Below are 24587 nucleotides of genomic sequence, written 5' to 3'. Positions count from 1 at the left end.
TCGTAAGTACGTACTGCTACTGCTCTGTTACTGCTTCTGCTCTGCTACTGCTGTTGTCGCGCGTGGGCGTCAGCTCGCCAGCCGGCGGCCGGCGTCCTCCAGACGGTCCGCGATGGAGCCGTTGATGACCTCGTCACCGACCTGCACCCGGATTCCGCCGAGGACCTCGGGGTCCACGTCGAGGTTCAGGTGCATCGGACGGCCGTAGACCTTCGCGAGGGCCGCGCCGAGGCGCTGCTTCTGCGTGTCGCTGAGCGGCACCGCCGAGGTGACCACGGCCACCATCCGGTCCCGCCGGTCGGCGGCGAGCTTGGACAGGGACTCGAGTCCCGACTCCAGGCTACGTCCCCGCGGCACGGTGACAAGGCGCGTCACCAGACGCTCGGTGGTCCGCTCCGCCCGGCCGCCGAGCAGGTCGCGCAGCAGCTCGCCCTTGGCCGCGGTGGTGGCCGACCGGTTGGTGAGCGCGGCGCGCAGCTCGGTGTTGGAGGAGATGATCCGGCCGAACCGGAACAGCTCGTCCTCGACGTTGTCGAGCCGGCCCCGCTTCTGGGCGGCGGTGAGGTCGGCGGTGTCCGCCAGCTCCTCCAGCGCGTCCACCAGGTCGCGGGACTGCGACCAGCGGGAGCGCACCATGCCGGCCACCAGGTCGACGGCGGTGCCGCTGACCTGGGTGCCGAGGAGACGCTGGGCGAGCTCGGCCTTGGCCTCGCCGGACTGCGCCGGGTCGGTGAGGACCCGACGCAGCGACACCTCGCGGTGGAGCAGCGCGGTGACGGCGGCCAGCTCGTCGGCGAGCGAGCCGGCGTCCACGGACGTGGAGTCCGTCAGCGCGTCGAGACGCTCGCGTGCGGCGGCCAGGGCCTCGCGGCTCGCTCCGTGCATCCCACTCATCGGGTTGCCTCTGCCGTCGTCGCCTTGTCGTCCAGCTCGTCCAGGAAGCGGTCGATCACACGGCTCTGGCGGGCGTGGTCCTCGAGGGACTCGCCGACCAGCTTGCCGGCCAGCTCGGTGGCCAGCTTGCCGACGTCCTGGCGCAGCGCGGACGCGGCGGCCTTGCGGTCGGCCTGGATCTGGGCGTGACCGGCGGCGATGATCTCCTCACGCTGCCGCTGGCCTTCCGCGCGCATCTCGGCGATGAGCGTGGCGCCCTGCTCCTGCGCCTCCTGGCGCAGTCGCGCGGCCTCGTGCCGGGCCTCGGCGAGCTGGGCCTTGTACTGCTCGAGGACGCTCTGGGCCTCGGTCTGCGCGGCCTCGGCCTTCTCGATACCGCCCTCGATGGCCTCGCGACGCTCTTCCAGAACCTTGTTGATGTTCGGGAGGAGCTTCTTGGCGAGGAAGCCGAAGACGATGACGAAGGCGATCAGGCCGATGACGAGCTCGGGGATCGGCGGAACGAGGGGATTCTCCATCTCCTCTGCCGCGATCTGAAGCATCGGGCTCATGGGTTTGCCTTTCGTCTAGTCGGCTGGTCTGGGATCAGCGATCAGTAGCCGTAGACGAACGGCATGACCAGACCGATCAGGGCGAGCGCCTCACAGAAGGCGAAGCCCAGGATCTGGTTGGCGCGGATCAGGCCGGCCGCCTCGGGCTGACGGGCCAGGGCCTGGGTGCCGTTGCCGAAGATGATGCCGACGCCGACGCCGGGGCCGATGGCAGCGAGGCCGTAACCGATGGAACCGAGGGAACCTTCGACGGCAGCAAGGGTCTGGGACATGCCAGTTCTTCCTTTTCTTTACGGACCGGTGGGGGTTGGCCACCGGACGACTGTGAGAGGTCTAGGCGCGCTTGCTCAGTGGTGCTCGGCCATGGCGCCCTGGATGTAGGTGCACGTCAGCAGGACGAACACGTAGGCCTGCAGAGCCTGGATGAACAGCTCGAAGGCGGTCATCACCACGGTCATGATGAACGAGACGCCCGCGTAGGCGATGCCGACGCCGTTCAGCAGGTACCAGCTGGCGATCGTGAACAGGAGCAGCAGGGTGTGACCCGCGAACATGTTCGCGAAGAGTCGCACGGCGTGGGTGAAGGGCCGGATCAGGATGTTCGAGAAGAACTCGATCAGCATGGCCAGCGGCAGCACCGGGCCGAGCGACTTGTCGTAGCCGGTGACGTTCTTGAAGAACCCGACGAACCCCTGACGCTTGAAGGTCAGCGTGATCCAGGTGACGTAGACGATCAGGGCGAGCACCGCCGGGTAGGCGATGATCGAGGTGACCGGGAACTGGGCGACCGGAATGATCGACCAGAGGTTCATCATCCAGACGAAGAAGAAGAGCGAGACGACGAGCGGGACGTACTTCTCGCCTTCCTTCTTGCCGATGGTCTCGTAGACGACTCCGCGCCGGATGAAGTCGTAACCCGCCTCGGCGACCATCTGGAGCTTGCCGGGGACGACCTTCGGCTTGCGGAAGGCCGCCCAGAAGAACCCGACGATGACGATCGACCCCAGCAGCGCCAGCAGCATCGGCTTGTTGAAGTACAAGTTGCTGTCGTGGTCGCCCCACAGGGGCTCGAACAGGAACGAGTGCAGGCCGGGAGAAGGGAAGCCACAACCGTCGAAGATGTGGCAGTCGGTCTCGAAGGCGAGCACCTGCGTCGGGTCAGCACTCACCGCGGGCTCCTTCAGCGTGGCGCATGGATACGGCAACCTCGTTGTGTCGGCGCGGCGCGGGGCCGCTGTTCGGCACGGGACTGGTGTTACGGGTGTGGGGGCGGCTGTGGGGCATCTCGCCTCGCGATTCAGCAGGCGTCAGCCGAGATGCCCGCGCCCGCGATGCCGCAGTTGGCACCGGACGATAGCAGGACTTCACATGCCTCTTTATCCCGGCCCTACCCCTCACGACGAGTGGCCCGTCTTTTCGGACTTTTCGCTCGACGAATCGGGCTCGACGTAGAGAACCTTGGCCTTCATGTGCGCCCGCGTCTGCGCACCGATCCACGCGAGCGTGACGACGAGCAGACTGATGGCGAAGGACCGGGGGTTGAACAGCGTCGTGTTCTTGAACGCGGCGAGGAAGATGAACAGCAGCAGGATCTGCGCCGCGTAGAGCAGCAGGCCCATCCCCTGGAAAAGGTGCGGAAGCGATTTGGCGGTGCGCTGCAGGACGTAGAGGCCGATCCCCATGAAGAGCATCGCGAGCACGGTCGCGACGACGGCTCCGACCGCACCCTTGCCACCGGCGACCACGGCGCTGACGACGACGGCGACAGCGCCGACGCCGGCCGCGGGCACGGCAGACTGAAGCAGGATCCGGACGTCATTGGACGGCATGGCGGCAACTCCGCTTTCAACACACAGGGGGCAGGTGTCGTCATGGACGAGCGTAGCCCCGAGCCGGACGAGGTCCTCACTTACAAGAGACCGTCGCACTACGGTCCTTGGGCTCTACCCGGGGAATACTCGTGAACCGTATCACAAACTATTTGATGAGGTCTTTACCTCTGGGTGTGCTTGCTGTCACACGTGAGAGTGACCGTGCGCGTTTGTGCAACTACGACGCCAACTTGTCTGGTAATGCGGCATTTTGCCGGTCTTACCTTGTCCGCGTGCGGTGTCCGACGGCGGTCGCCCCGTTGACGCCCGAGACACCCACGGTGACGGGAACCCGCTCCTCGTCCGCGGCCGCATCGGACCCGGACCCGGACTCGGCCCCGGACTCCGACTCGGTGGCGGCGGACACCGCCCTGCGGCGCCGGTAGCGCGGCGGCACCAGGCCCTCGGCCCAGCGCGGGGCGCGCGGGGTGAACCGTGGCAGCAGGAGCAGCACCAGACCGATCGCGCTGAGGAAGACGACGCTCAGCACGATCCACATCGACGCCGCGTTCACGGAGTAGGCGAGCGCGCCGAACGCGATGAGCGCCGAGAAGAAGTACATGATCAGCACCGCCCGGCTGTGCGAGTGGCCGATCTCCAGCAGGCGGTGGTGCAGGTGCCCCCGGTCCGCGGCGAACGGCGACTGGCCGCGCCAGGTGCGGCGCACGATGGCCAGGATCAGGTCGGCGGCCGGGATGGCGATGATGGTCAGCGGCATCACCAGCGGGATGTAGACCGGCACCATCTGGTGCACCGAGTTGCGCTCCGACCCGGAGAACAGGTTCATCAGGTCGGGGTCGACCTGTCCGGTGACCGAGATCGCGCCGGCCGCCAGCACCAGCCCGATCAGCATGGAGCCGGAGTCGCCCATGAAGATCCGGGCGGGGTGCATGTTGTGCGGCAGGAAGCCGAGGCACATGCCCATGAGGATGACCGCGAAGAGCGAGGCGGGTGCCGCGGCCTCGATGCCGTACGAGTACCAGATCCGGTAGGCGTACATGAAGAACGCCGCCGCCGCGATGCACACCATGCCGGCCGCGAGACCGTCCAGGCCGTCCACGAAGTTGACCGCGTTGATGGTGATGACGACCAGGGCCACCGTCAGCAGGGTGCCCTGCCACTGGGTGAGCGCCACCGTGCCGACGCCCGGCAGCGGGATCCACAGGATGGTCAGCCCCTGGACCACCATCACGCCGGCGGCGATCATCTGACCGCCCAGCTTGATCAGGGCGTCGATCTCGAACTTGTCGTCCAGGACACCGATCAGCCAGATCAGGGCGGCCCCGGAGAGCAGGGCGCGCGGCTCGTTGGACTTCTCGAAGACCTCGCTGAGGTTGGTGAGGTGGTCGGCGACCAGCAGGCCGGCGCAGAGCCCGAAGAACATGGCGATCCCGCCGAGCCGCGGAGTGGGTTCCCGGTGCACGTCACGTGCCCGGATCTCCGGCATCGCCCCCGCCACGATCGCGAACTTCCGTACCGGCCCTGTCAGCAGATACGTCACCGCGGCCGTGATGCAGAGCGTCAGCAGGTATTCACGCACGGGCTTCCCCACAGGTCTCGCTGGCCATCCTCAACCCCACACCCTAGCGATGCGCATGGCAATGCGACGCATACGGTTGAGGACTTCCGGGTATCGACGATGGTTGCACGTGTGGCTGTGTACGCCTGTACGCCTACCCGGTCTCAGTCCGGGTACGGGGGGAATTGCGCGGTCAGGTCCCTTACGTCGGCCCGTGCCGCGGCCGGGTCCGTCGTCCCGCGCAGCACCCCGGCGACCAGCGTGGCCACCGCCCGCATCTCCCGCTCCCCCATGCCCTGGGTGGTGACCGCCGCCGTGCCCAGGCGCAGCCCGCGGGCGTCCGCGTGCGGCAGCGCGCAGCAGTCCAGGACGATCCCGGCCGCCGCGAGCAGCCCCCGTGCGGCCTTCCCGTCGACGCCGAGCGGGGCGGGGTCGGCGGTGAGCAGGTGGGTGTCGGTGCCGCCGGTGGTGACGACCAGGCCCTCGGCGGCCAGGTGGGCCGCGAGTGCCCGGGCGTTGGCGACGACCTGGTGGGCGTAGGCGGCGAAGGCGGGGGTCGCCGCCTCCCCGAAGGCGACGGCCTTGGCGGCGATGGTGTGCATCTGGGCCCCGCCCTGGGTGAACGGGAAGACGGCCCGGTCGACCCGTTCCGCCAGTTCGCTTCCGCACAGGATCATGCCGCCTCGGGGTCCCCGCAGCACCTTGTGCGTGGTGGCGCACACGATGTCGGCGTACGGCACCGGACTGGGCGCCGCTCCCCCGGCGACGAGTCCGATCGGGTGGGCGGCGTCGGCGATGAGGTAGGCGCCCACCTCGTCGGCGATGTCACGGAAGGCGGCGTAGTCGAGGTGGCGGGGGTAGGCGATGGAGCCGCAGACGATCGCCTTGGGCCGGCGGGCGCGGGTCAGGGTGCGCACCTGGTCGTGGTCGATCAGCCCGGTCTCCGCGTCCACGCCGTAGCCGACGAAGTCGAACCAGCGGCCGGAGAAGTTGGCGGGTGAGCCGTGGGTGAGGTGGCCGCCGTAGGGCAGGCCGAGGGCGAGGACGGTGTCGCCGGGGCGCAGCAGGGCGGCGTAGGCGGCCAGTACGGCGGAGGAGCCGGAGTGGGACTGCACGTTGGCGTGCTCGGCGCCGAAGAGCGCCTGGGCCCGCTGGGCGGCCAGCCGCTCGGCCACGTCGACGATCTCGCAGCCGCCGTGGTGGCGGGCGCCCGGGTAGCCCTCGGCGTACTTGTTGGCCAGCGGTGAGCCGAGGGCGGCGAGCACGGCGGGCGACGTGAAGTTCTCGGCGGCGATCAGCTGCAGGGTCGTCGACTGGCGGCGGCCTTCGGCGAACAGGATCTCGGCCAGCTCGGGATCCTGGCGCAGCAGGACTCCGACCGAACTGTCATCGGCCTCGATGATCTCGTGGGTGACCGACATGGTGCGCTCCGGGCATGCGTCGACGGTGACGTAGCACCAATGTAGGCCCGCCACGACAAAGACGCCCGGTGTGCGCGGGGCGGGTCCCCGCATCCGCGCGGGGACCCCCGTCAGCGCCGTCACCACCGGGACCCCGCCCCGGACGCGCCCCTCGCACCGCTCGGCCCCGGAGGGCCTCCCGCGCATCGGCACGCTGCGGCGGACTCCGCCCACCGGCTCCACGGGCCGGGTCCCGCCCCGGTCCGCCTCAGGCCCGCGCAGGGACCCCGGTCAGAGCTGTCACCACCGGGTCCAGGGCCTGGTGTATCTCGTCGCCGATGGAGCGGAAGAAGGTCAGCGGGGCGCCGTACGGGTCGTACACCTCGTCGGCCTCGACCGTGGGCGCGAGGAGCCACCCGCGTAGAGCGGCGGCGGCGCGGACCAGGGCGCGGGCGCGGGTGACCACGCCGTCCTCCAGGGGAGGGAGCGTCGCCGGGTCGATGGCGTTCACCAGGCGGGTGAACTCCTTCAGGGTGAAGGTGCGCAGGCCCGCGGAGTGGCCCATGGAGATGACCTGGGCCCGGTGGTCCCGGGTCGCGGTGAGGACCAGGTCGGCGCGGATCACGTGCTCGTCGAGCAGCTCGCGGCCGGTGAAGCCGGCGGGGTCGGCGCCGAAGTCCGTGAGGACCGTCTCGGCGTTCGCCTCCATCGGCGCGCCCTCGTGGCCCCAGGTGCCCGCGCTCTCCACGATCAGGCCGCCGCCCAGCACACCGAGCCGCTCCTTCACCGCGTGCCGGGTCAGCCGCTCGGTGATCGGCGAGCGGCAGACGTTTCCGGTGCTGACGTGGAGGATGCGGAAGCTGTCGCGCGGGAGGCCGACGAACGTGGTCGTGATCTCCGCGGCGCGCTCCCCGTTGCCTATGCCACGCCCCGTCTCAGGGGCCGTCAATTCGCCACCTCGAGGTCGGGTACCACCTTGCGCAGTTCCTCCGCCGTCAGCGCGCCCGCGCGCAGCAGGACCGGCACCTCCCGGGTGACGTCGACGATGGACGACGGGACGATGCCGGGCGTGGGCCCGCCGTCGAGGTAGACGGAGACGGAGTCGCCGAGCATCTGCTGGGCGGCGTCGCAGTCCTCGGGCGCCGGGTGGCCGGTCAGGTTGGCGGAGGAGACGGCCATCGGGCCGACCTCGGTGAGCAGCTCGATGGCGACCGGGTGCAGCGGCATGCGGACGGCGACCGTGCCCCGGGTCTCGCCCAGGTCCCACTGGAGGGACGGCTGGTGCTTGGCGACCAGGGTCAGCGCGCCGGGCCAGAAGGCGTCGACCAGCTCCCAGGCCATCTCGGAGAAGTCGGTGACCAGGCCGTGCAGGGTGTTCGGCGAGCCGATCAGGACCGGGGAGGGCATGTTGCGGCCGCGCCCCTTGGCCTCCAGGAGATCACCGACGGCCTCCGCGGTGAAGGCGTCGGCGCCGATGCCGTACACGGTGTCCGTCGGCAGCACCACGAGCTCGCCACGGCGGACGGCGGACGCGGCCTCACGCAGACCGGTCACTCGGTCGGTCGCGTCGTTGGTGTCGTAACGCCGTGCCATTTAGCTGGCCTCCTCGTACACGTACTGCGGGGTGGGAGTCGTCGGGGTGTTCACGGCAGTGCCTTGCGGGCCGTCGCGAAACGAGGCCGGTTGTTGAGGTCGGGGTGGTCGGCCGCGTCGGCCCAGCCCCGCTCCTCGGTGAAGATCCACGGCACCTGGCCGCCCTGGGTGTCGGCGTGCTCGACGACGACCACGCCGCCGGGGCGCAGCAGGCGGTGCGCGGTGCGCTCCAGGCCGCGGATCAGGTCGAGGCCGTCCTCGCCGGAGAACAGGGCCAGCTCGGGATCGTGGTCGCGGGCCTCGGGGGCGACGTACTCCCACTCGGTGAGCGGGATGTACGGCGGGTTGGACACCACCAGGTCGACCTGGCCGTCGAGGTCCGGGAAGGCCGTCAGGGCGTCTCCCTGGCGCAGGTCGACCCTGGACCCCTCCATGTTCCTGCGCGTCCACCTGAGGGCGTCCTCGGACAGCTCCACGGCGTGCACGCGCGAGCGCGGCACCTCCTGGGCGAGCGCGAGCGCGATGGCGCCCGAGCCGGTGCACAGGTCGACGATGCAGGGCTCGACGACGTCCATGGCGCGCACCGCGTCTATGGCCCAGCCGACGACCGACTCGGTCTCCGGTCGGGGCACGAAGACGCCGGGGCCGACCTGGAGCTCCAGGTAGCGGAAGTAGGCGCGGCCGGTGATGTGCTGGAGCGGCTCGCGCGCCTCGCGGCGGGCGACGACCTCCCAGTACCGGGCGTCGAAGTCCGCGTCCGGCACGGCGTGCAGCTCGCCCCGCTTGACGCCGTGCAGATACGCGGCGAGCTCCTCCGCGTCGGTGCGCGGCGAGGGCACGCCGGCGTCGGCCAGCCGCTGGGTGGCCTGGGCCACCTCCGCGAGCAGCAGGTTCACGCTGGTCCTCCGGGGCTGAGCTGGTCGTCCGGTACGGGGGTGCGGGTACGGATGCGGTGCGGGGCGGTGCGGGCAGGGCTCAGGCAGCGGCGAGCTTGGCCGCCGAGTCCGCGTCGACGCAGGCCTGGATCACCGAGTCGAGGTCGCCGTCCAGGACCTGGTCCAGGTTGTACGCCTTGAAGCCGACGCGGTGGTCCGAGATGCGGTTCTCCGGGAAGTTGTACGTACGGATCTTCTCGGAGCGGTCGACGGTGCGGACCTGGCTGCGCCGGGCGTCCGCGGCCTCCTTCTCCGCCTCCTCCTGCGCCGCCGCGAGCAGCCTGGAGCGCAGGATACGCATCGCCTGCTCCTTGTTCTGCAGCTGGCTCTTCTCGTTCTGGCAGGAGGCGACGACTCCGGTCGGGATGTGCGTGATGCGCACGGCGGAGTCGGTGGTGTTGACGGACTGGCCACCGGGCCCGGAGGAGCGGTAGACGTCGATACGGAGGTCGTTGGGGTTGATCTCGACGTCGATCTCCTCGGCCTCGGGGGTCACGAGGACACCCGCCGCGGAGGTGTGGATGCGGCCCTGGGACTCGGTCGCGGGGACGCGCTGCACGCGGTGCACGCCGCCCTCGTACTTGAGGCGGGCCCAGACGCCCTGGCCGGGCTCGGTGGCGCCCTGGCCGCCCTTGGTCTTCACGGCGACCTGGACGTCCTTGTAGCCGCCCAGCTCGGACTCGGTGGAGTCGATGATCTCGGTCTTCCAGCCGATCCGCTCGGCGTAACGCAGGTACATGCGCAGCAGGTCGCCCGCGAAGAGCGCCGACTCGTCGCCGCCGGCGCCGGCCTTGATCTCGAGGATGACGTCCTTGTCGTCGCTGGGGTCGCGCGGGACGAGGAGCAGCCGGAGCTTCTCGGTGAGCTCGTCGCGCTGCTTGTCCAGCTCCTTGACCTCGGCGGCGAAGTCGGGGTCGTCGGCCGCGAACTCGCGCGCGGTCTCCATGTCGTCGCCGGTCTGCTTCCAGGAGCGGAACGTGGCGACGATCGGGGTCAGCTCGGCGTACCGCTTGTTCAGCTTGCGCGCGTTCGCCTGGTCGGAGTGGACCGACGGGTCGGCGAGCTTCTTCTCCAGGTCGGCGTGCTCGGCGACGAGTTCCTCGACGGCCTCGAACATCTTGGGCTCCTGCTACTGCGTGGGAAAGGGAAGGCGGGCGACCAAAAACGCCGGTCCCGGCGCTCCCCGGGGAGGGGATGCGGCCGTGGACCGGCGGTTGGAGGCTCGCTACTTCTTGGAGCCGGCGGAAGCCTTGCCGAAGCGGGCCTCGAAGCGGGCCACGCGGCCACCGGTGTCGAGGATCTTCTGCTTGCCCGTGTAGAACGGGTGGCACTCGGAGCAGACCTCGGCCCGGACGGTGCCGGACTGAATGGTGCTGCGGGTGGTGAACGACGCGCCACAGGTGCAGCTGACCTGCGTCTCGACGTACTCGGGGTGGATGTCGCGCTTCAAGGTGTCTCCTACTGTTCCGGGAGGGCGCCGGGTCGCAGCCGCGGGATGCGGGAGCGTGAACCGGAGCCGACGTACCAGTCTGCCAGGACTGGGGCCATCCCCCAAAACCGGGGGGCGGCGTGAACTATTCCCCGGTGTTGACGACGCCCTTGGCCTCACCGGTGGCCGTGCCCTGCGTGGCCGACTCCGGGATCGGGCGGTCGTTCTTCAGGGCCGTCCAGACCTGCTGGGCCTTGGCCTTCTCGACCAGGACCCGGTTGGCGTCGGCGGGATCGTAGATCACCGGCATGGTGACCATGTGCATCTTGTCGGGGCCGATGCCCTTCAGGCCGCTCGCGAAGGACATCAGGGAGTTCACCGAGCCCAGGTCGGAGTCGGTGGTGACGGTCTTGGTGGCGGTGTCGGCGATGTCGTACAGCTTCTTGGGGTTGCCGAGCAGGCCGATGTCCTTGACCTGGTCGACCAGGGCCTTGACGAAGGCCTGCTGGAGCTGGATGCGGCCGAGGTCGGAGCCGTCGCCGACGCCGTGCCGGGTGCGGACCAGGCCGAGGGCCTGCTCGCCGTCGAGCCGGTGGGTGCCGGCCTGGAGGTCGAGGTGGCTGTCGGGGTCCTTGATGTTCTCGGTGGTGGTGACCTGTACGCCGCCGAGGTCGTCGATGAGGTTCTGGAAGCCGCTGAAGTCGACCTCGAGGTAGTGGTCCATGCGCAGGCCGCTGATGGACTCGACGGTCTTCACGGCGCAGGCGGCGCCGCCGGTGGAGTAGGCGGAGTTGAACATCACGCCGTCGGCGGCGGGGTGCTCGTCGCCGTCGGTGTCGGTGCAGTCGGGGCGGTCGATGAGGGTGTCGCGCGGGATGGAGACCACGCTGGCCTTCTTGTGGCCCTTGTAGACGTGCACGATCATCGCCGTGTCCGAGCGGGCGGTGCCGTCGTCGGTGCCGCCGCCGAGCTTCTTGTTGCCGCCGGAGCGGGTGTCGGAGCCGAGGACCAGGATGTTCTCGGAGCCGTTGTCGGCCTTCTCGGGCCGGTCGGCGCCGAGCGCCTGGTCGATGTCGACGCTCGTGAGGTTGCCGTTGAGCTTGAAGTACAGGACTCCGGCTCCGGTACCGCCGAGGACCACGATGCCCGCGGCGCTCCAGGCCGCGACGAGCAGGGCCTTGCGCCGCTTGGCCGTGGGCTTGCGGCGGCGGCCCTTGCCCCGGCGGCCGGGGCCGGGGGTGCGGGACTGGCCGGGGCCGGGTATCGCGGGATCCGGCGTGCTCTCGGCGGACATGGGCTCCTCGGTGTTCGTCCGGTCGGTTACCCCCTGCGCTCAGGGTCGGGTCGGTCGGCTCCGGTGGTCGGCGCCGGTACCTCACCATGGTCCCTCCGTAGCTCAGACGGCGGAACTCGGGACAGGGTTGCACAACAGTCTGTGGCGAACCGGTGCGGAAACGGTGACGGAGCGTGTTCGGACTGCGCTGCTCCGCCTCGCTGACCTGGGCATCCGCGAGCACCGGCCCGGACCCGACGGAACCCCGCCCGGGCCGGTCCGTGTGGCGAAGGTCGCAGGTGGAGGCCGTGGGTGCAGGCCGTGAGTGCAGGCCGTGGGTGCAGGCCGTGGGTGCAGGTCACAGGTGGCGGCAGTAGGCACAGGCACCGGTCCATGACGAAGGGGCCGCCCCCGAAACGGAGGCGGCCCCTGAGGTGCGCGGCGGTGACTCAGTCGCCGTTGCCGGGCGTCGGGGTCGTCTTCTGGATCTGCATCAGGAACTCGGCGTTCGACTTCGTCTGCTTCATCTTGTCGAGGAGCAGTTCGATCGCCTGCTGCTGGTCGAGCGCGTGCAGCACGCGGCGCAGCTTCCAGGTGATGGCGAGCTCGTCGCTGCCGAGCAGGATCTCTTCCTTGCGGGTACCGGACGCGTCCACGTCCACCGCCGGGAAGATGCGCTTGTCGGCGAGCTTCCGGTCGAGCTTGAGCTCGGCGTTGCCGGTGCCCTTGAACTCCTCGAAGATGACCTCGTCCATGCGGGACCCGGTGTCCACCAGGGCGGTGGCGAGGATGGTCAGCGAGCCGCCGTCCTCGATGTTGCGGGCCGCACCGAAGAAGCGCTTCGGCGGGTACAGGGCGGTCGAGTCGACACCACCGGACAGGATGCGGCCGGAGGCCGGGGCGGCGAGGTTGTACGCACGGCCCAGACGCGTGATCGAGTCGAGCAGCACGACGACGTCGTGACCCAGCTCCACCAGGCGCTTGGCGCGCTCGATGGCCAGCTCGGCGACCGTGGTGTGGTCCTCGGCCGGGCGGTCGAAGGTCGAGGAGATGACCTCGCCCTTCACCGACCGCTGCATGTCGGTGACCTCTTCGGGACGCTCGTCGACCAGGACGACCATCAGGTGGCACTCGGGGTTGTTGTGCGTGATCGCGTTGGCGATCGCCTGCATGATCATGGTCTTGCCGGTCTTCGGCGGGGCCACGATCAGACCGCGCTGGCCCTTACCGATCGGCGCGACCAGGTCGATGATGCGGGTGGTGAGGACGCCCGGGTCCGTCTCCAGGCGGAGGCGGTCCTGCGGGTAGAGCGGCGTCAGCTTGTTGAACTCCGGCCGTCCGCGCCCGGATTCGGGCGCCATGCCGTTCTGGGAGTCCAGGCGGACGAGCGCGTTGAACTTCTCGCGGCGCTCGCCGTCCTTGGGCTGGCGCACGGCACCGGTGATGTGGTCGCCCTTGCGCAGGCCGTTCTTGCGGACCTGGGCGAGGGAGACGTACACGTCGTTGGGGCCGGGCAGGTAGCCGGAGGTCCGGATGAACGCGTAGTTGTCGAGGATGTCGAGGATGCCGGCGACCGGGATGAGGACGTCGTCCTCGTTGATCTGCGGCTCCTGGATCTCGTCGCGCCCGCGACGGCCCCGGCGGTCCCGGTAGCGGCCGCGGCGGCCCCGACGGCCGCTGCCGTCGTCGTCGTAACCGTCGTCATGCTGCTGGCGGTCCTGGCGTCCGCCGCCGCCCTGCTGCTGACGGTCCTGGCGGCCGCCGCCCTGGTTCTGCTGGTCGTCGCCCTTGTTGCGCCGGTCGCGGCCACCACGGTCACCGCGGTCGCCACGGTCACCGCGGTCACCGCGGTCGCCACGGTCACCGCGGTCGCGGCGGTCGCGGCGGCGGCCGTCGCCGCCCTCACCGTCGGAACGGGCGTCGCCCTGGCCCTGCTGGTGGCCCTGCGTCTGCTGCTGCGCGGCCGATGCGTCGGCCTTCGGCTCGGCGCGGGTCTCGACGGCCACCGTCGTGTCAGTGGCGGACGGGCTGCCCGCGTCGGAGGTGGCCCGGCGACGACGGCGCTCGGCGGGAGCGTCGTCGGCGGCCTGCTCGGCCGAGGCGTTGACCTTGGGGGACGGCTGACCGGGGATGTCGATCTGCTGCTGGGCGGCCTTGTCGGCGGCCGCCTTGTCCGCCTTCTTGTCGGCCTTGCCGGCCTTCTCCGCCCGCTCCGCCTTCTCGGCGGGTGCCTCGTCGCCCGTACGGGTCCGGGAGGTGCTGCGGCGCTTCGGCTTGGTCTCGCCGGCGGTGTCCGCGGCGGCGGGCGCGGCCTTGGCGGGGGCTCCCCCCGCGGCCTGCGCCTCCTTGATGACCTCGATCAGCTGGCTCTTGCGCATACGCGCGGTGCCCCTGATGCCGAGGCCGGATGCGACCTGCTGCAGCTCGGCCAGCACCATGCCCTCGAGGCCGGTACCGCGGCGCCGCCGGGAGCCGGCACCGGTGGCAGGCGCGGAGGCGTCCGTGGCGGGCGCGGCAGCGGTCTCCTCGACACGTGCGCCCATCAGATCGGTGGTGTCGCTCACGAAGGGTCCTTCCCTGGAGCGGACGTCGGCCTGTCTGGCTCGGCGACCGGTTGTGCTGTCCGGCTTCGGTCCTTGCTGTGTGAACCGTGCCGGGGCGGTGGTCCGCCTGAACGGCGGAAGAGATATCTGGTGATGGCGCTTCCCCTAGCCGTGGCACCCGGTGTCTGTGTCATGCGGCGTGGTCGCACCGGTTCCGAAACTCCCCCAGAGGGGGTAACCCCCACCGGTGGGCCGCTCAATGCCCGTGTTGGCCGTACTGATCACGTACGACATCCACTGCAGAATGCGGCTTGGGGGGCTCCCGGAAGAATGTCTGTCCCGGACGGGGACACGAGGCACCTCGCCATGGTGGGGTCGGGTGCAGACTTGAGGTTAACACTACCGGATCCAACAAACATTCCCCCTCTCGAAATCCGGCAACCGTCCGCGTCAGGTGTCGCTGGCGGTCGCCAGAGGCAGGACGGTTGCGCCCTGCTGGTCCAGGCCGAGCCGGTTGGCCGCCCAGTCCGTTCCGGCCAACGCCTCGACCTTGTCGGCCGTGTCGGCGTCGGCCAGTGCCATCACCGTGGGTCCGGCACCCGAGATCACCGCGGGGATGCCGTCGCCACGCAGCCGTTCCACCAGCGCCGTGCTCTCCGGCATGGCCGGCGCGCGGTACTCCTGGTGCAGGCGGTCCTCGGTGGCCGGCAGCAGCAACTCGGGGCGCCGGGTGAGGGCCTCGACGAGCAGCGCGGCGCGGCCGGCGTTGGCGGCGGCGTCGACGTGCGGGACGCTGCGCGGGAGCAGTCCGCGCGCGGTCTGGGTCAGCACCGGCTTTCCGGGCACGAAAACCACCGGAACGATGGAATCGGAGGGCTCCATCCTGATCGCCCGGGCGGCGCCGGACTCCATCCAGGAGAGCGTGAATCCGCCCAGGAGACAGGCCGCCACGTTGTCGGGGTGGCCCTCGATCTCGGTGGCGAGGTCGAGCAGCGCGGCGTCGTCGAGGCGGGCCTCGCCGCCTATGGTCACCGCGCGCGCGGCGACGATGCCGGCGCAGATGGCGGCGGAGGAGGAGCCGAGGCCGCGGCCGTGCGGAATGCGGTTGGCGCAGACGATCTCCAGGCCGCGCGGCTGCCCGCCGAGCAGGTCGAAGGCGGTGCGCAGGGAACGGACGAGGAGGTGCTGCTCGTCGCGCGGAAGGGTCTCGCTGCCCTCACCCGCGATGTCGATGTGCAGCCCGGAGTCGGCCACCCGGACGACCACGTCGTCGTACAGACCCAGCGCGAGGCCGAGGGCGTCGAAGCCCGGACCGAGATTGGCGCTGGTGGCGGGGACGCGCACCCTGACGGCGGCGGCGCGGAACGCTGGACCGGCCATCGCTCGATGACTCTCCTTGAGCTGCGTGACTGTCGAATGACATTCGATGACGACGACGATGACGTACAGAACCCTGGGCGCGACCGCGGAGACGGCGCGGTACCGCGGCATATGCGGCAGGCGGGTTAGGTACAGCCTATCGAAGGAAGGTTCTGTGGCGACATAGGGCGCACAGGAGGCGCACGATGCGTGTCGTAAGCCCCCTGTGCACCCCCCGTAAGTGACTTTCCCGGCCGGGCGTCGCCTACGCCCTCCTGCGCCGGGCGCCTTTCACCGGCGCGGCGCTCAGACCAGCCCGAGCCGCTCGGCCGCCGTCGCCGCGTCGACCGGGACGGTGACCGGCTGCGGGGCGCCGGCGACGGCCCAGTCCGGGTCCTTCAGCCCGTTGCCGGTGACGGTGCACACGATGCGCTGCCCCGGGTCGACCTTGCCCTGCTCGGCGGCCTTCAGCAGGCCGGCCACGGACGCGGCGGATGCGGGCTCCACGAAGACGCCCTCCTGGGAGGCCAACAGCCGGTAGGCGCGCAGGATCTCACGGTCCGTCACCTCGTCGATGGCGCCGCCCGACTCGTCCCGCGCGGCGAGCGCGAAGTCCCACGAGGCGGGGTTGCCGATCCGGATGGCGGTGGCGATGGTCGACGGGTCCTTGACGACCTCGCCGCGCACGATCGGGGCGGAGCCGGAGGCCTGGAACCCCCACATGCGGGGCTTCCTGGTGCTGACCCCGTCGGCGGCGTACTCCTGGTACCCCTTCCAGTACGCGGTGATGTTGCCCGCGTTGCCCACCGGGAGGACATGTATGTCGGGCGCGTCGCCGAGCATGTCCACGATCTCGAAGGCAGCCGTCTTCTGCCCCTCGATACGCACCGGGTTGACCGAATTGACCAGTGCCACCGGGTAGTTGTCGCTGAGCGCACGGGCCAGCGTCAGGCAGTCGTCGAAGTTGCCGTCGACCTGGAGGATCTTCGCGCCGTGCACGAGGGCCTGGCCCATCTTGCCGAGCGCGATCTTGCCCTGCGGCACGAGCACGGCGGAGACCATGCCCGCGCGCACGCCGTACGCGGCGGCGGAGGCGGACGTGTTGCCGGTGGACGCGCAGATGACGGCCTGCGCGCCCTCCTCCTTGGCCTTGCTGATGGCCATGGTCATGCCGCGGTCCTTGAAGGACCCGGTCGGGTTCGCCCCCTCGACCTTGAGGTGGACCTCGCAGCCCGTGCGCTCGGAGAGCACCTGCGCGGGCACGAGCGGGGTGCCGCCCTCACGGAGCGTCACGACGGGCGTGCGGTCGGAGACGGGCAGCCGGTCCCGGTACTCCTCGATGATTCCGCGCCACTGGTGGGTCATTGCTGGTTACTCTCCTTCAACCCGCATGATGCTGGCGACACCCCGCACGGTGTCGAGCTTGCGCAGCGCCTCGACCGTACCGCCGAGGGCGGCGTCGGACGCGCGATGGGTGACGACGACGAGGGATGCCTCGCCGTCCTTGCCGGACTGCCGCACGGTGTCGATGGAGACACCGTGCTCCGCGAACACGGTCGCGACCTGGGCGAGCACGCCCGGTTTGTCGGCCACGTCGAGGCTGATGTGGTAGCGCGTGACGACGTCGCCCATCGGGGAGACGGGCAGGGCGGCGTACGCGGACTCACCGGGTCCGGTCGCTCCGCCCAGCCGGTTGCGGCACACGGCCACCAGGTCGCCGAGCACGGCGGACGCGGTCGGCGAACCGCCGGCGCCGGGCCCGTAGAACATGAGCTGTCCGGCGGCGTCGGACTCGACGAAGACCGCGTTGTACGCCTCGCGCACATTGGCCAGCGGGTGGCTGAGCGGGATCATCGCGGGATGCACGCGCGCGGTGACCGATCCTCCGTCCGCCGCCCGCTCGCAGATGGCGAGCAGCTTGATGGTGCAGCCCATCTCCTTGGCGGAGGCGAAGTCGGCGGCGGTGACCTCGGTCATGCCCTCGCGGTAGACGTCGTCGAGGCGCACGCGCGTGTGGAAGGCGATCCCGGCGAGGATGGCGGCCTTGGCGGCGGCGTCGAAGCCCTCGACGTCGGCGGTCGGGTCGGCCTCGGCGTACCCGAGCGCGGTGGCCTCGTCGAGCGCCTCCTGGTAGCCCGCCCCCGTGGTGTCCATGGCATCGAGGATGAAGTTGGTCGTCCCGTTGACGATGCCGAGCACCCGGTTGACCTTGTCGCCGGCGAGGGACTCGCGCAGCGGCCGGATCAGCGGGATGGCACCGGCGACGGCGGCCTCGTAGTACAGGTCCTTGCCGTGCTCGTCGGCGGCGGCGTGCAGCGCGGCGCCGTCCTGGGCGATGAGCGCCTTGTTGGCGGAGACCACGGAGGCGCCGTGCGCGAAGGCGGTGGTGATGAGCGTCCGCGCGGGCTCGATCCCCCCGATGACCTCGACGACGACGTCGATGTCCCCGCGCTTGACGAGGGCGGTGGCGTCGGTGGTGACGAGGGCCGGGTCGATCCCCTCCCGCACCTTGTCGGGCCGCCGTACGGCGACGCCCGCGAGCTCCACCGGGGCCCCGATCCGGGCGGCGAGGTCGGCGGCGTGCGTCGTCATGATGCGCGCCACCTCTGAGCCGACCACTCCACAGCCCAGCAGCGCCACCTTCAGCGGACGCGTACGCATCATCCGACCTCGTTTCCTCATACCGTCTACGGTTGGACCAGTCTCACGCACCGGACGGGATTTTCTGCCTTTCGTCCGGATCGTGAGACGTTTATTTCATTTTCGGAGGGGGTGCGGACCGAAAGATCTTCGCCCGCCCCCGGCCTCTCCCCCCTCGGACGTCACCCGACGTCGAGACGCAGCAGATCCTCCTCGGTCTCCCGCCGCACGACGACCCGCGCCGCACCGTCCCGCACGGCGACGACCGGCGGCCGCAGCGCGTGGTTGTAGTTGCTGGCCATCGAGCGGCAGTACGCCCCCGTCGCCGGTACGGCGATGAGGTCACCGGGTGCCAGGTCCCCCGGCAGGAAGGCGTCCTTGACCACGATGTCCCCGCTCTCGCAGTGCTTGCCGACGACGCGCACGAGCATCGGCTCGGCGTCGGAGGTGCGGGAGGCGAGGGCGACGCTGTACTCGGCGTCGTACAGCGCGGTCCGGATGTTGTCCGACATCCCGCCGTCGACGGAGACGTAGGTCCGCAGCCCGTCGAGGGGCTTGACGGTGCCGACCTCGTAGAGCGTGAAGGCGGTGGGCCCGACGATGGCCCGCCCGGGCTCGACGGAGATGCGGGGGGTGGCGAGCCGGGCGGCCTCGCACTCCCGCGTCACGATCTCGGTCAGCGCCTTGGCGATCTCGTGCGGCTCGCGGGGGTCGTCGTCACTGGTGTACGCGATGCCGAGCCCGCCGCCGAGGTCGATCTCGGGCAGCTCGACCCCGTGCTCGTCCCGGATGTCCTTCAGCAGCCCCACCACCCGGTGCGCGGCGACCTCGAACCCCGACATGTCGAAGATCTGCGACCCGATGTGCGAGTGGATCCCGATGACCTCGAGCCCGTCGAGTTGCAGGGCCCGCCGCACCGCTTCGGCAGCCTGCCCGCCGGCCAGCGGAATCCCGAACTTCTGGTCCTCGTGGGCGGTGGCGATGAACTCGTGCGTGTGCGCCTCGACCCCGACGGTGATCCGGATCTGCACCCGCTGCCGCTTGCCGAGCGACTGGGCGATGTGCGCGACCCGCACGATCTCCTGGAAGGAGTCGAGCACGATCCGCCCGACCCCGGCCCGGACGGCCCGCTCGATCTCCTCCGGCGACTTGTTGTTGCCGTGGAAGGCGATCCGCTCGGCGGGCATCCCGGCGGAGAGGGCGGTGGCGAGCTCGCCGCCGGAACAGACGTCGAGGTTGAGCCCTTCTTCATGCAGCCACCGCACGACGGCGCGCGACAGGAAGGCCTTCCCGGCGTAGAACACGTCGGCGTCGTTGCCGAAGGCGGTGCGCCAGGCCCGCGCCCGCTCCCGGAAGTCGGCCTCGTCGAGGATGTAGGCGGGGGTGCCGTACTCCTCGGCGAGCTGCGTGACGGCGATCCCGCCGACGGTCACGACCCCGTCCGCGTCCCGCCCGACGGTGTGGGCCCAGACCTTGGGATCGAGGGCGTTGAGATCGTCCGCGGGCGCGGAGTAATGCCCTTCGGGCAGGACATCGGCGTGACGGGGCCCGGCGGGGTGTGCGGAACGGCTCATGGCGTCTTCCGTGCTCTCTCAGAGGTGTTCGGGTGCGTCGATGCCGAGCAGGGACAGGCCGCCGGCCAGCACCGCCCCGACGGCTTCGGCGAGGGCCAGCCGGGCGCGGTGGACGGCCGAGGGTTTCTCCCCGCCGCGCGGCAGCACGGTGGGCAGGAACGGCAGCGCGGCGTCGGCGACGGTGACGAGGTGCCGGGCGAGCCGGTCGGGGGCGCGGTGGTCCGCGGCGGCGGCGAGGACGCGGGGGTGGTCGGCGAGGACGGCGAGGAGGTCGCGCTCGGTGACGGGTCCGGGGGCTGCGGTGAACCCGAGATCGGCGGCGTTCCGAGCGGCGGCACGGGCGCGGGCGTGCGCGTACCGCACGCGGAAGAGAGGATTCCCCTCCTGCTGTACGAGGTGCTCGTCACCGACCCGGGGCCGGTCGTGGGCCGCGGGGTGGAGCAGGGCCCAGCGTCCTGCGTCGCGCCCGAGGGACATCGGGTCGGCGGACCCGTGGGCGGGGACGGGCCGGACGTTGACGGGCAGCTCGGCGGGGGCGTGCCCGACGGCGTCGACTGTGACCCCGAGGACGGAGGTCCAGGCGCCCTCGAACCCCTCGGCGCTCACGCGGACGAGGGCCCCCTGGGAGCGGAGCAGCCGTGCGGATGCCTCGGCGACGACGACGGCACGCAGGTCGTGGGGGCAGTGGAGCTGCACGACACGCCCGTCGGGCCCGTCGGCGTACCCGTACCGGTCCCCGCGGCGCAGGATCTCGGCGACGAGACCGACGTCGGAGGCGGCCCGGTCGACACTGATGTTGAGGAACCCCGGCCCGGTGAGGACGACGTCGGTGATCCCGTCTGTTCCGACCAGGTAGGGCCGCAACACCTCGGCGACCCGGAACGGCGGCTGCCCGGCCGGGCGGGCCAGCTGGAGGGCGATGCTGGTGGCGTAGTCCCCGCACCCCCCGGGTCCCGGCGGCGCGACCACGGCACGCGTCGGCACGGCCACACTCAGCTCCCCGGCGTCGACGGCGCGACGCACCGCGTGCAGCACGGTGCGGGAGAGCTCTACGGGTGTCACGGGACAAGCGTATGGGAGGAAGGGGGTGGGGAGGCGAACCGATTTACGCCGGTCCCGGGATATGGACGAGCCGGCAGCCCGAGGGGACGCGACCGGACCCGAACACACCCGGGTCCCCGCTCACGCCTGCGCGGACGCCCCACTCTCTCCGGCAAGCCCACGCACCCGCGGCGGCGATCCCCCGGCCCCGGGGCCCGACGGCCCGGAACCCGGCCCGGACGCCCCGTTGACGACGGTGGACCCCCTGCTCTTCCGCTCCACCAACTGCCGCACCAGACCGACCAGCTCGGCGGGCTCGAAGGGCTTGGACAGAAAGGCGTCGGCCCCCGCGGCGAACCCGGCGTCGACCTCGTACTGCGTACAGGCGCTGACGATCGCGATCGGAAGGTCCCTGGTACGCGGATCGGCACGCAGCCGGGCGGCGGTCCTGAGCCCGTCCAGCCGAGGCATGACCACGTCCAGCGTCACGGCGTCGGGCCGCACCTGATGGACGACTTCCAGACACTCGGCACCATCGCCCGCGGTCACGACCTCGAAGCCCTCCAGCTCGAGGTTGACCCTGATCAGCTGCCGGATGACCTTGTTGTCGTCCACAACAAGAATCCGGCCGGACGCCCTAGGCACCACTCGAGAGTAGGTCCGGACCGGCCACCGCGTCCGGGTTTTCCCGACTTCCGCCCCGTGCGGGTGACAACGCCCTGCACGGGCCCCGTCACGACCCGCGAAAACCCGTTCATGACCACCCCGGACGAGCTGGTAGTGTTCTACCCGTCGCCGCGAGCAACACCGAACGCGACGGACACGCCCCCGTAGCTCAGGGGATAGAGCAACGGCCTCCGGAGCCGTGTGCGCAGGTTCGAATCCTGCCGGGGGCACACTGTGTAAGTGTGCCAAGACCCCGTAACCAGCGGAGACGCTGAGTACGGGGTCTTCTTGCATGTGCAGGCGGATGCGGCTCGATGCAGACCCATGTCACTGATCACGTAATGACGACGTAATGATCTTGACGAGCCTCTTCGCAGGCCAGACCCCCTTTAGGGAGTCCCGAGCAAGGCTCATTATGGACCTGGGCACGCAGACGATCTTGTGATGTTCTGCTTCCGTGGATGTTGTCATCTCGGCTTTAATCGCCATTGCGGGGACCTTGTTGGGCTCTACCGTCACGCACGCCTTTCAGCGCAAAGCGTCCGCACAAGACCAGCTGTTCGCAGCTCAGCAACAACTCCGCTCCGACCGGATGACCGTCTACAGCGACTTCGCTGGAGCGCTGACAGAGTTCCGACGGGGGCAACAAGATCGCTGGCACCGCAGGAACGAGGATCCAGACGGCTCCGCTTTCATCGACGCTCGCACAGAGGCCTACCGGCTGCGCGGGATCGCCCTCCACGCGCTGTTCCGGGTCCAGCTCATAGCGAGCGCCCGGACACTGATCGACACTGCGCAAGATGCCTACGCCCTGACGTCCACCTTGCATAAGGCATCCGACAAGACAGAGCTGAGTGCCGTCGGCGCACAGGCACGAGAGATCCTGGAGCAGTTCATCGAGCTCGCTTCCTCGGACGTCCAGTAACGCCGAGGGAACCCCGCATCTCTCTGGGGCTCCCTCGGTAACCTGGCAAGGCCGTTCAATGGTCACCTGGCTCGCATTTAGAGATCTTCCTCCCCGAGCCCCTGCATGATCCGGTCGTTCATCTCCTGTTCCTGGCCGTCGATGCACTTGGCGTAGATCTTCAACAGGACGTCCACCGAGTGGCCCGCGCGAGCGGCAACCTCCGGCGCCGGCACTCCGGAGTTGAGCCACTGGGAGACGCCCGCGTGGCGGAGGTCGTACGGCCGGAAGGCCAGGACCGAAGACACCTGATCCGAGACGAGCGCCAGTTCCCGAGCCTGCTTCCACGCCCGCGAGTACGACGAGGCCGCGATCACGTTGCCCCGCTCGCTGAAGAACAATCGGCCGTCCTCCGCCGTGCCGAACTCCTCCAGGTGCTCGCGGAGCAGCCGGACCAGCGGAGGCGGAATCGGCACGATGCGCACCTCACCGTCGGCCCGCTGCTTCAGGCCGCGCCGATCGTGTGCCTCCCCGGAGTCCGTCCATGCCTTCCCAGCCGTGGGCCGTGTCTCCGCCAATTCGATGCGACCCCAGCCCGACGCGGGAAGCGTGCAGTCGGAAGGGCGAAGGCCGAGGGCCTCCCCAGGCCGCATGGCTGCGTAATACAGGCACCCAAAGAACGCCCGCAGCCGTCGACCGCTGGCCCGGTCATAGCCACCCACATACGTGAGGGCGGTCAGTAACTCCCGAGCCTGACGAGGGTTGACCACCACCCGGTGGTCAACCTCCTGGACGGCCCGCTTGCCCCGCTTGCGCCGCACCCGGCTCAGCGGGTTCGAGGGCAGCGCCTCCACCTCAACGCCGTACTCCAGAACGTTGAAGACCACCGCGCGCCGCCGCCGGTACGTCTGCGTAGCCGCAGGCTTACCGTCGAGCTTGCACGTGAGCGCGTTGATCAAGTCGTGCACGCGGCTGATCTCTTGGAGTTCCGCCACCGGTAACGACGCTTTCTCGATCCACTTCGCCGCCACGGCGGTCTCCTCGGGCCGCTCTCGGTCCCGCCGAGGCGGAGGTAGCACGTACGAGCGCAGCGCCCGGCGGAGATCAGCCGGGACAGGACGCCCGCGGACCGGCTTGACCAGGGCGGGCAGGACCGTGGCAAGTGCGTCGGTCATGCTGTCCCGTTGCTTCGCCGATGCCTCCGCCCATCGAACATCGATGTACCTCAGCGCCAGGTCCAGCAGCGACAGGGCCACCTTGCCCCCGCGCAGGGAGTCAGGAAAGCCGGTCACCGTGTCGAATGGCTCGCCCTTGTCCGCCGCCCGGAGCAGCTTCGCGCGGAAGCGGTCGGCCAGTGCCTTCGTCTTGTGCGACTCGTGGAAGGGCTGACCGTCCACAGACCAGCGGACGAGGTACGTCGGCTTCTTCGCAGAACGGTTGATGCTCAGCTTCCAGATGGCAACCTTGTACGACTTCACGGCGCCGCCCCCTCCGCGCGTTCCTCCAACCAGTCGTTGGGCACGTCTCGACGCACTCGCAGCTCACCGTTCGGGAGCCGGATGCAGGGCGGGGCCAAGTGCAGCTCCCGCCAGCGGTAGAAGGTGCGCCGGGAGATGCCGCCCAGTTCGTCGAGCACCTGCCGCACGGTGAGCAATTCGGTCGGCTTCATACGGCTCTCACGCGCCATGCCGACCACCGCCCTCCCGCACGCAGGCAGCCAGGAGCGCCGCTTCCGGCGAGTAGCCGCGCCCCGCGTAATGCCACCGGCCGACCGTGACCGTCGAGCGCTCCGGCAGGCCGAGGGCGTCCCGCTGCTGCTCCGCGCGATGGTCGGCACGGGCCTGCCGGAGAGCGGTCAGCGTGGTCGAGTAGCGACGCGACTTGGTGCAGAAGTGGCCGCCATACCCGAGCATGTGAGCCCACCGCCGCAGCCCGAGCGGTGCGAACTCCGGCAGGCCACCGAGCCACCAATACGTACTGATCATGCGCAGCACGTGAGCGCGTACCGGCAGCATGACCATGTCCCGTGCGTGGTGGATTCCGCCGTCCACGGCGCCGGCGGTCTCCGCACCCTTGGTGGCGTACTTGGCAATGTAACCCGCCACCGCCGCCGCAGAGGCAGGCCGCTCCCCCGCTGTCCGCCCGTTCAAGGTGACCGGTCGTACGTCGACCTGCGTGCCGAAACGCAGGACCCGCGGCCCGACGACCTCCGAGCCAGGAGCGGTCAGCCGCACCCTCCCGACCACGGCCCGCACGGAGTCGACGAGGAGCGGTACCGTGGCCCAGCCGGGCGGGTCCAAGTCGGGTCCGTCCGGGCCGTCGAGGCGGACTACTGCATGGAAGTGGATCAGACCCCGCCGTTGGAGTCCCCGGTAGCCACCCGTACCGACGCCCC

General features: G+C 70.3%; 23 protein-coding genes, 1 tRNA gene and 1 pseudogene. 2 read left to right on the top strand and 23 right to left on the bottom strand.

The window, feature by feature from the left end:
- Positions 1–69: 69 nt before the first annotated feature.
- The 20 genes from ACZ7MF_RS06390 to ACZ7MF_RS06295 all read right to left on the bottom strand — a co-directional run bounded on the left by ACZ7MF_RS06390 (position 70) and on the right by ACZ7MF_RS06295 (position 21267).
- Complete coding sequence (locus ACZ7MF_RS06390) at positions 70–885, bottom strand: F0F1 ATP synthase subunit delta (RefSeq protein WP_471474827.1); 816 nt, start codon at positions 883–885, stop codon at positions 70–72.
- A gap of 5 nt (positions 886–890) precedes the next feature.
- Complete coding sequence (locus ACZ7MF_RS06385) at positions 891–1445, bottom strand: F0F1 ATP synthase subunit B (protein WP_385458272.1); 555 nt, start codon at positions 1443–1445, stop codon at positions 891–893.
- Between the two features lie 41 nt (positions 1446–1486).
- Positions 1487–1717 carry an ATP synthase F0 subunit C gene (atpE, locus tag ACZ7MF_RS06380; RefSeq protein WP_009321656.1) on the bottom strand — a complete coding sequence of 77 codons (231 nt, stop codon included), beginning with the start codon at positions 1715–1717 and terminating at the stop codon, positions 1487–1489.
- Positions 1718–1792: 75 nt separating this feature from the next.
- Positions 1793–2614, bottom strand: coding sequence for a F0F1 ATP synthase subunit A (gene atpB, locus ACZ7MF_RS06375; protein WP_109033445.1), 822 nt, complete (start codon positions 2612–2614; stop codon positions 1793–1795).
- Between the two features lie 225 nt (positions 2615–2839).
- Positions 2840–3274, bottom strand: coding sequence for a hypothetical protein (locus ACZ7MF_RS06370; RefSeq protein WP_471474825.1), 435 nt, complete (start codon positions 3272–3274; stop codon positions 2840–2842).
- Between the two features lie 262 nt (positions 3275–3536).
- Positions 3537–4856: an MraY family glycosyltransferase gene (locus ACZ7MF_RS06365; RefSeq protein ID WP_471474824.1), complete on the bottom strand. Its 1320-nt coding sequence runs from the start codon at positions 4854–4856 to the stop codon at positions 3537–3539.
- 143 nt (positions 4857–4999) lie between these two features.
- Complete coding sequence (locus ACZ7MF_RS06360; protein ID WP_471474822.1) at positions 5000–6256, bottom strand: serine hydroxymethyltransferase; 1257 nt, start codon at positions 6254–6256, stop codon at positions 5000–5002.
- 247 nt (positions 6257–6503) lie between these two features.
- Positions 6504–7184, bottom strand: a complete 681-nt coding sequence (locus ACZ7MF_RS06355; RefSeq protein WP_109033441.1) for an arsenate reductase/protein-tyrosine-phosphatase family protein — start codon at positions 7182–7184, stop codon at positions 6504–6506.
- Positions 7181–7828: an L-threonylcarbamoyladenylate synthase gene (locus ACZ7MF_RS06350; protein WP_471474821.1), complete on the bottom strand. Its 648-nt coding sequence runs from the start codon at positions 7826–7828 to the stop codon at positions 7181–7183. The genes ACZ7MF_RS06355 and ACZ7MF_RS06350 overlap by 4 nt, the downstream gene beginning before the upstream one ends.
- Positions 7829–7878: 50 nt before the next feature.
- Complete coding sequence (prmC, locus tag ACZ7MF_RS06345) at positions 7879–8724, bottom strand: peptide chain release factor N(5)-glutamine methyltransferase (RefSeq protein ID WP_471474819.1); 846 nt, start codon at positions 8722–8724, stop codon at positions 7879–7881.
- A gap of 79 nt (positions 8725–8803) precedes the next feature.
- Positions 8804–9880: a peptide chain release factor 1 gene (prfA, locus tag ACZ7MF_RS06340; RefSeq protein ID WP_003973637.1), complete on the bottom strand. Its 1077-nt coding sequence runs from the start codon at positions 9878–9880 to the stop codon at positions 8804–8806.
- A gap of 108 nt (positions 9881–9988) precedes the next feature.
- Positions 9989–10213, bottom strand: a complete 225-nt coding sequence (gene rpmE / locus ACZ7MF_RS06335) for a 50S ribosomal protein L31 (protein ID WP_030420966.1) — start codon at positions 10211–10213, stop codon at positions 9989–9991.
- 124 nt (positions 10214–10337) lie between these two features.
- On the bottom strand, positions 10338–11486 hold the full coding sequence (locus ACZ7MF_RS06330; protein WP_471474818.1) for an LCP family protein: 1149 nt from the start codon (positions 11484–11486) through the stop codon (positions 10338–10340).
- Positions 11487–11914: 428 nt separating this feature from the next.
- The gene (gene rho / locus ACZ7MF_RS06325; RefSeq protein ID WP_471474816.1) at positions 11915–14029 is read right to left on the bottom strand and encodes a transcription termination factor Rho; all 2115 of its coding nucleotides are present in this window, start codon (positions 14027–14029) and stop codon (positions 11915–11917) included.
- 429 nt (positions 14030–14458) lie between these two features.
- On the bottom strand, positions 14459–15388 hold the full coding sequence (gene thrB / locus ACZ7MF_RS06320) for a homoserine kinase (RefSeq protein ID WP_115744224.1): 930 nt from the start codon (positions 15386–15388) through the stop codon (positions 14459–14461).
- 285 nt (positions 15389–15673) lie between these two features.
- A complete protein-coding gene (gene thrC, locus ACZ7MF_RS06315; RefSeq protein ID WP_356862821.1) occupies positions 15674–16732 on the bottom strand; it encodes a threonine synthase in 1059 nt (352 codons plus the stop codon).
- Positions 16733–16738: 6 nt separating this feature from the next.
- Entirely contained in the window at positions 16739–18031 is a 1293-nt protein-coding gene (locus ACZ7MF_RS06310) for a homoserine dehydrogenase (protein WP_052840680.1), read from the bottom strand.
- 158 nt (positions 18032–18189) lie between these two features.
- Positions 18190–19581: a diaminopimelate decarboxylase gene (gene lysA, locus ACZ7MF_RS06305; protein ID WP_471474815.1), complete on the bottom strand. Its 1392-nt coding sequence runs from the start codon at positions 19579–19581 to the stop codon at positions 18190–18192.
- Positions 19582–19599: 18 nt separating this feature from the next.
- Complete coding sequence (gene nrtL / locus ACZ7MF_RS06300) at positions 19600–20643, bottom strand: ArgS-related anticodon-binding protein NrtL (protein ID WP_471474813.1); 1044 nt, start codon at positions 20641–20643, stop codon at positions 19600–19602.
- Between the two features lie 120 nt (positions 20644–20763).
- Positions 20764–21267 (bottom strand): response regulator, encoded by a 504-nt coding sequence (locus tag ACZ7MF_RS06295; protein ID WP_471474812.1) that lies wholly within the window; start codon positions 21265–21267, stop codon positions 20764–20766.
- A 179-nt stretch (positions 21268–21446) separates the two neighbouring features.
- Here ACZ7MF_RS06295 and ACZ7MF_RS06290 point away from each other — a divergent pair.
- Both ACZ7MF_RS06290 and ACZ7MF_RS06285 read left to right on the top strand, forming a co-directional pair.
- Positions 21447–21518: transfer RNA gene (locus ACZ7MF_RS06290), tRNA-Arg, on the top strand.
- A 227-nt stretch (positions 21519–21745) separates the two neighbouring features.
- On the top strand, positions 21746–22213 hold the full coding sequence (locus tag ACZ7MF_RS06285) for a hypothetical protein (RefSeq protein WP_471474811.1): 468 nt from the start codon (positions 21746–21748) through the stop codon (positions 22211–22213).
- Between the two features lie 77 nt (positions 22214–22290).
- Here the strand turns inward: ACZ7MF_RS06285 and ACZ7MF_RS06280 are convergent, their stop codons facing one another.
- From ACZ7MF_RS06280 to ACZ7MF_RS06270, 3 genes and pseudogenes are all read right to left on the bottom strand, one after another.
- Positions 22291–23670 carry a tyrosine-type recombinase/integrase gene (locus tag ACZ7MF_RS06280; RefSeq protein WP_471474810.1) on the bottom strand — a complete coding sequence of 460 codons (1380 nt, stop codon included), beginning with the start codon at positions 23668–23670 and terminating at the stop codon, positions 22291–22293.
- Positions 23667–23861, bottom strand: coding sequence for a helix-turn-helix transcriptional regulator (locus tag ACZ7MF_RS06275; protein WP_471474808.1), 195 nt, complete (start codon positions 23859–23861; stop codon positions 23667–23669). Before ACZ7MF_RS06275 ends, ACZ7MF_RS06280 begins: the two co-directional genes overlap by 4 nt.
- Positions 23862–23868: 7 nt before the next feature.
- Positions 23869–24555: pseudogene (locus ACZ7MF_RS06270) on the bottom strand (replication initiator); the annotation flags it as partial.
- Between the last annotated feature and the right edge of the window lie 32 nt (positions 24556–24587).

This window comes from Streptomyces sp. NPDC111628 (genome assembly GCF_055635195.1).
This window is presented reverse-complemented; position numbering and strand designations above follow the sequence as displayed.

Coding starts and splice junctions, on each gene's coding strand:
- thrB (WP_115744224.1), bottom strand. CDS start 15,388: ATGGCCGGTCCAGCGTTCCGCGCCGCCGCCGTCAGGGTGCGCGTCCCC.
- ACZ7MF_RS06370 (WP_471474825.1), bottom strand. CDS start 3,274: ATGCCGTCCAATGACGTCCGGATCCTGCTTCAGTCTGCCGTGCCCGCG.
- ACZ7MF_RS06275 (WP_471474808.1), bottom strand. CDS start 23,861: ATGAAGCCGACCGAATTGCTCACCGTGCGGCAGGTGCTCGACGAACTG.
- lysA (WP_471474815.1), bottom strand. CDS start 19,581: ATGAGCCGTTCCGCACACCCCGCCGGGCCCCGTCACGCCGATGTCCTG.
- atpE (WP_009321656.1), bottom strand. CDS start 1,717: ATGTCCCAGACCCTTGCTGCCGTCGAAGGTTCCCTCGGTTCCATCGGT.
- prfA (WP_003973637.1), bottom strand. CDS start 9,880: ATGTTCGAGGCCGTCGAGGAACTCGTCGCCGAGCACGCCGACCTGGAG.
- ACZ7MF_RS06385 (WP_385458272.1), bottom strand. CDS start 1,445: ATGAGCCCGATGCTTCAGATCGCGGCAGAGGAGATGGAGAATCCCCTC.
- ACZ7MF_RS06310 (WP_052840680.1), bottom strand. CDS start 18,031: ATGATGCGTACGCGTCCGCTGAAGGTGGCGCTGCTGGGCTGTGGAGTG.
- ACZ7MF_RS06330 (WP_471474818.1), bottom strand. CDS start 11,486: ATGTCCGCCGAGAGCACGCCGGATCCCGCGATACCCGGCCCCGGCCAG.
- ACZ7MF_RS06350 (WP_471474821.1), bottom strand. CDS start 7,828: ATGGCACGGCGTTACGACACCAACGACGCGACCGACCGAGTGACCGGT.
- ACZ7MF_RS06390 (WP_471474827.1), bottom strand. CDS start 885: ATGCACGGAGCGAGCCGCGAGGCCCTGGCCGCCGCACGCGAGCGTCTC.
- ACZ7MF_RS06360 (WP_471474822.1), bottom strand. CDS start 6,256: ATGTCGGTCACCCACGAGATCATCGAGGCCGATGACAGTTCGGTCGGA.
- thrC (WP_356862821.1), bottom strand. CDS start 16,732: ATGACCCACCAGTGGCGCGGAATCATCGAGGAGTACCGGGACCGGCTG.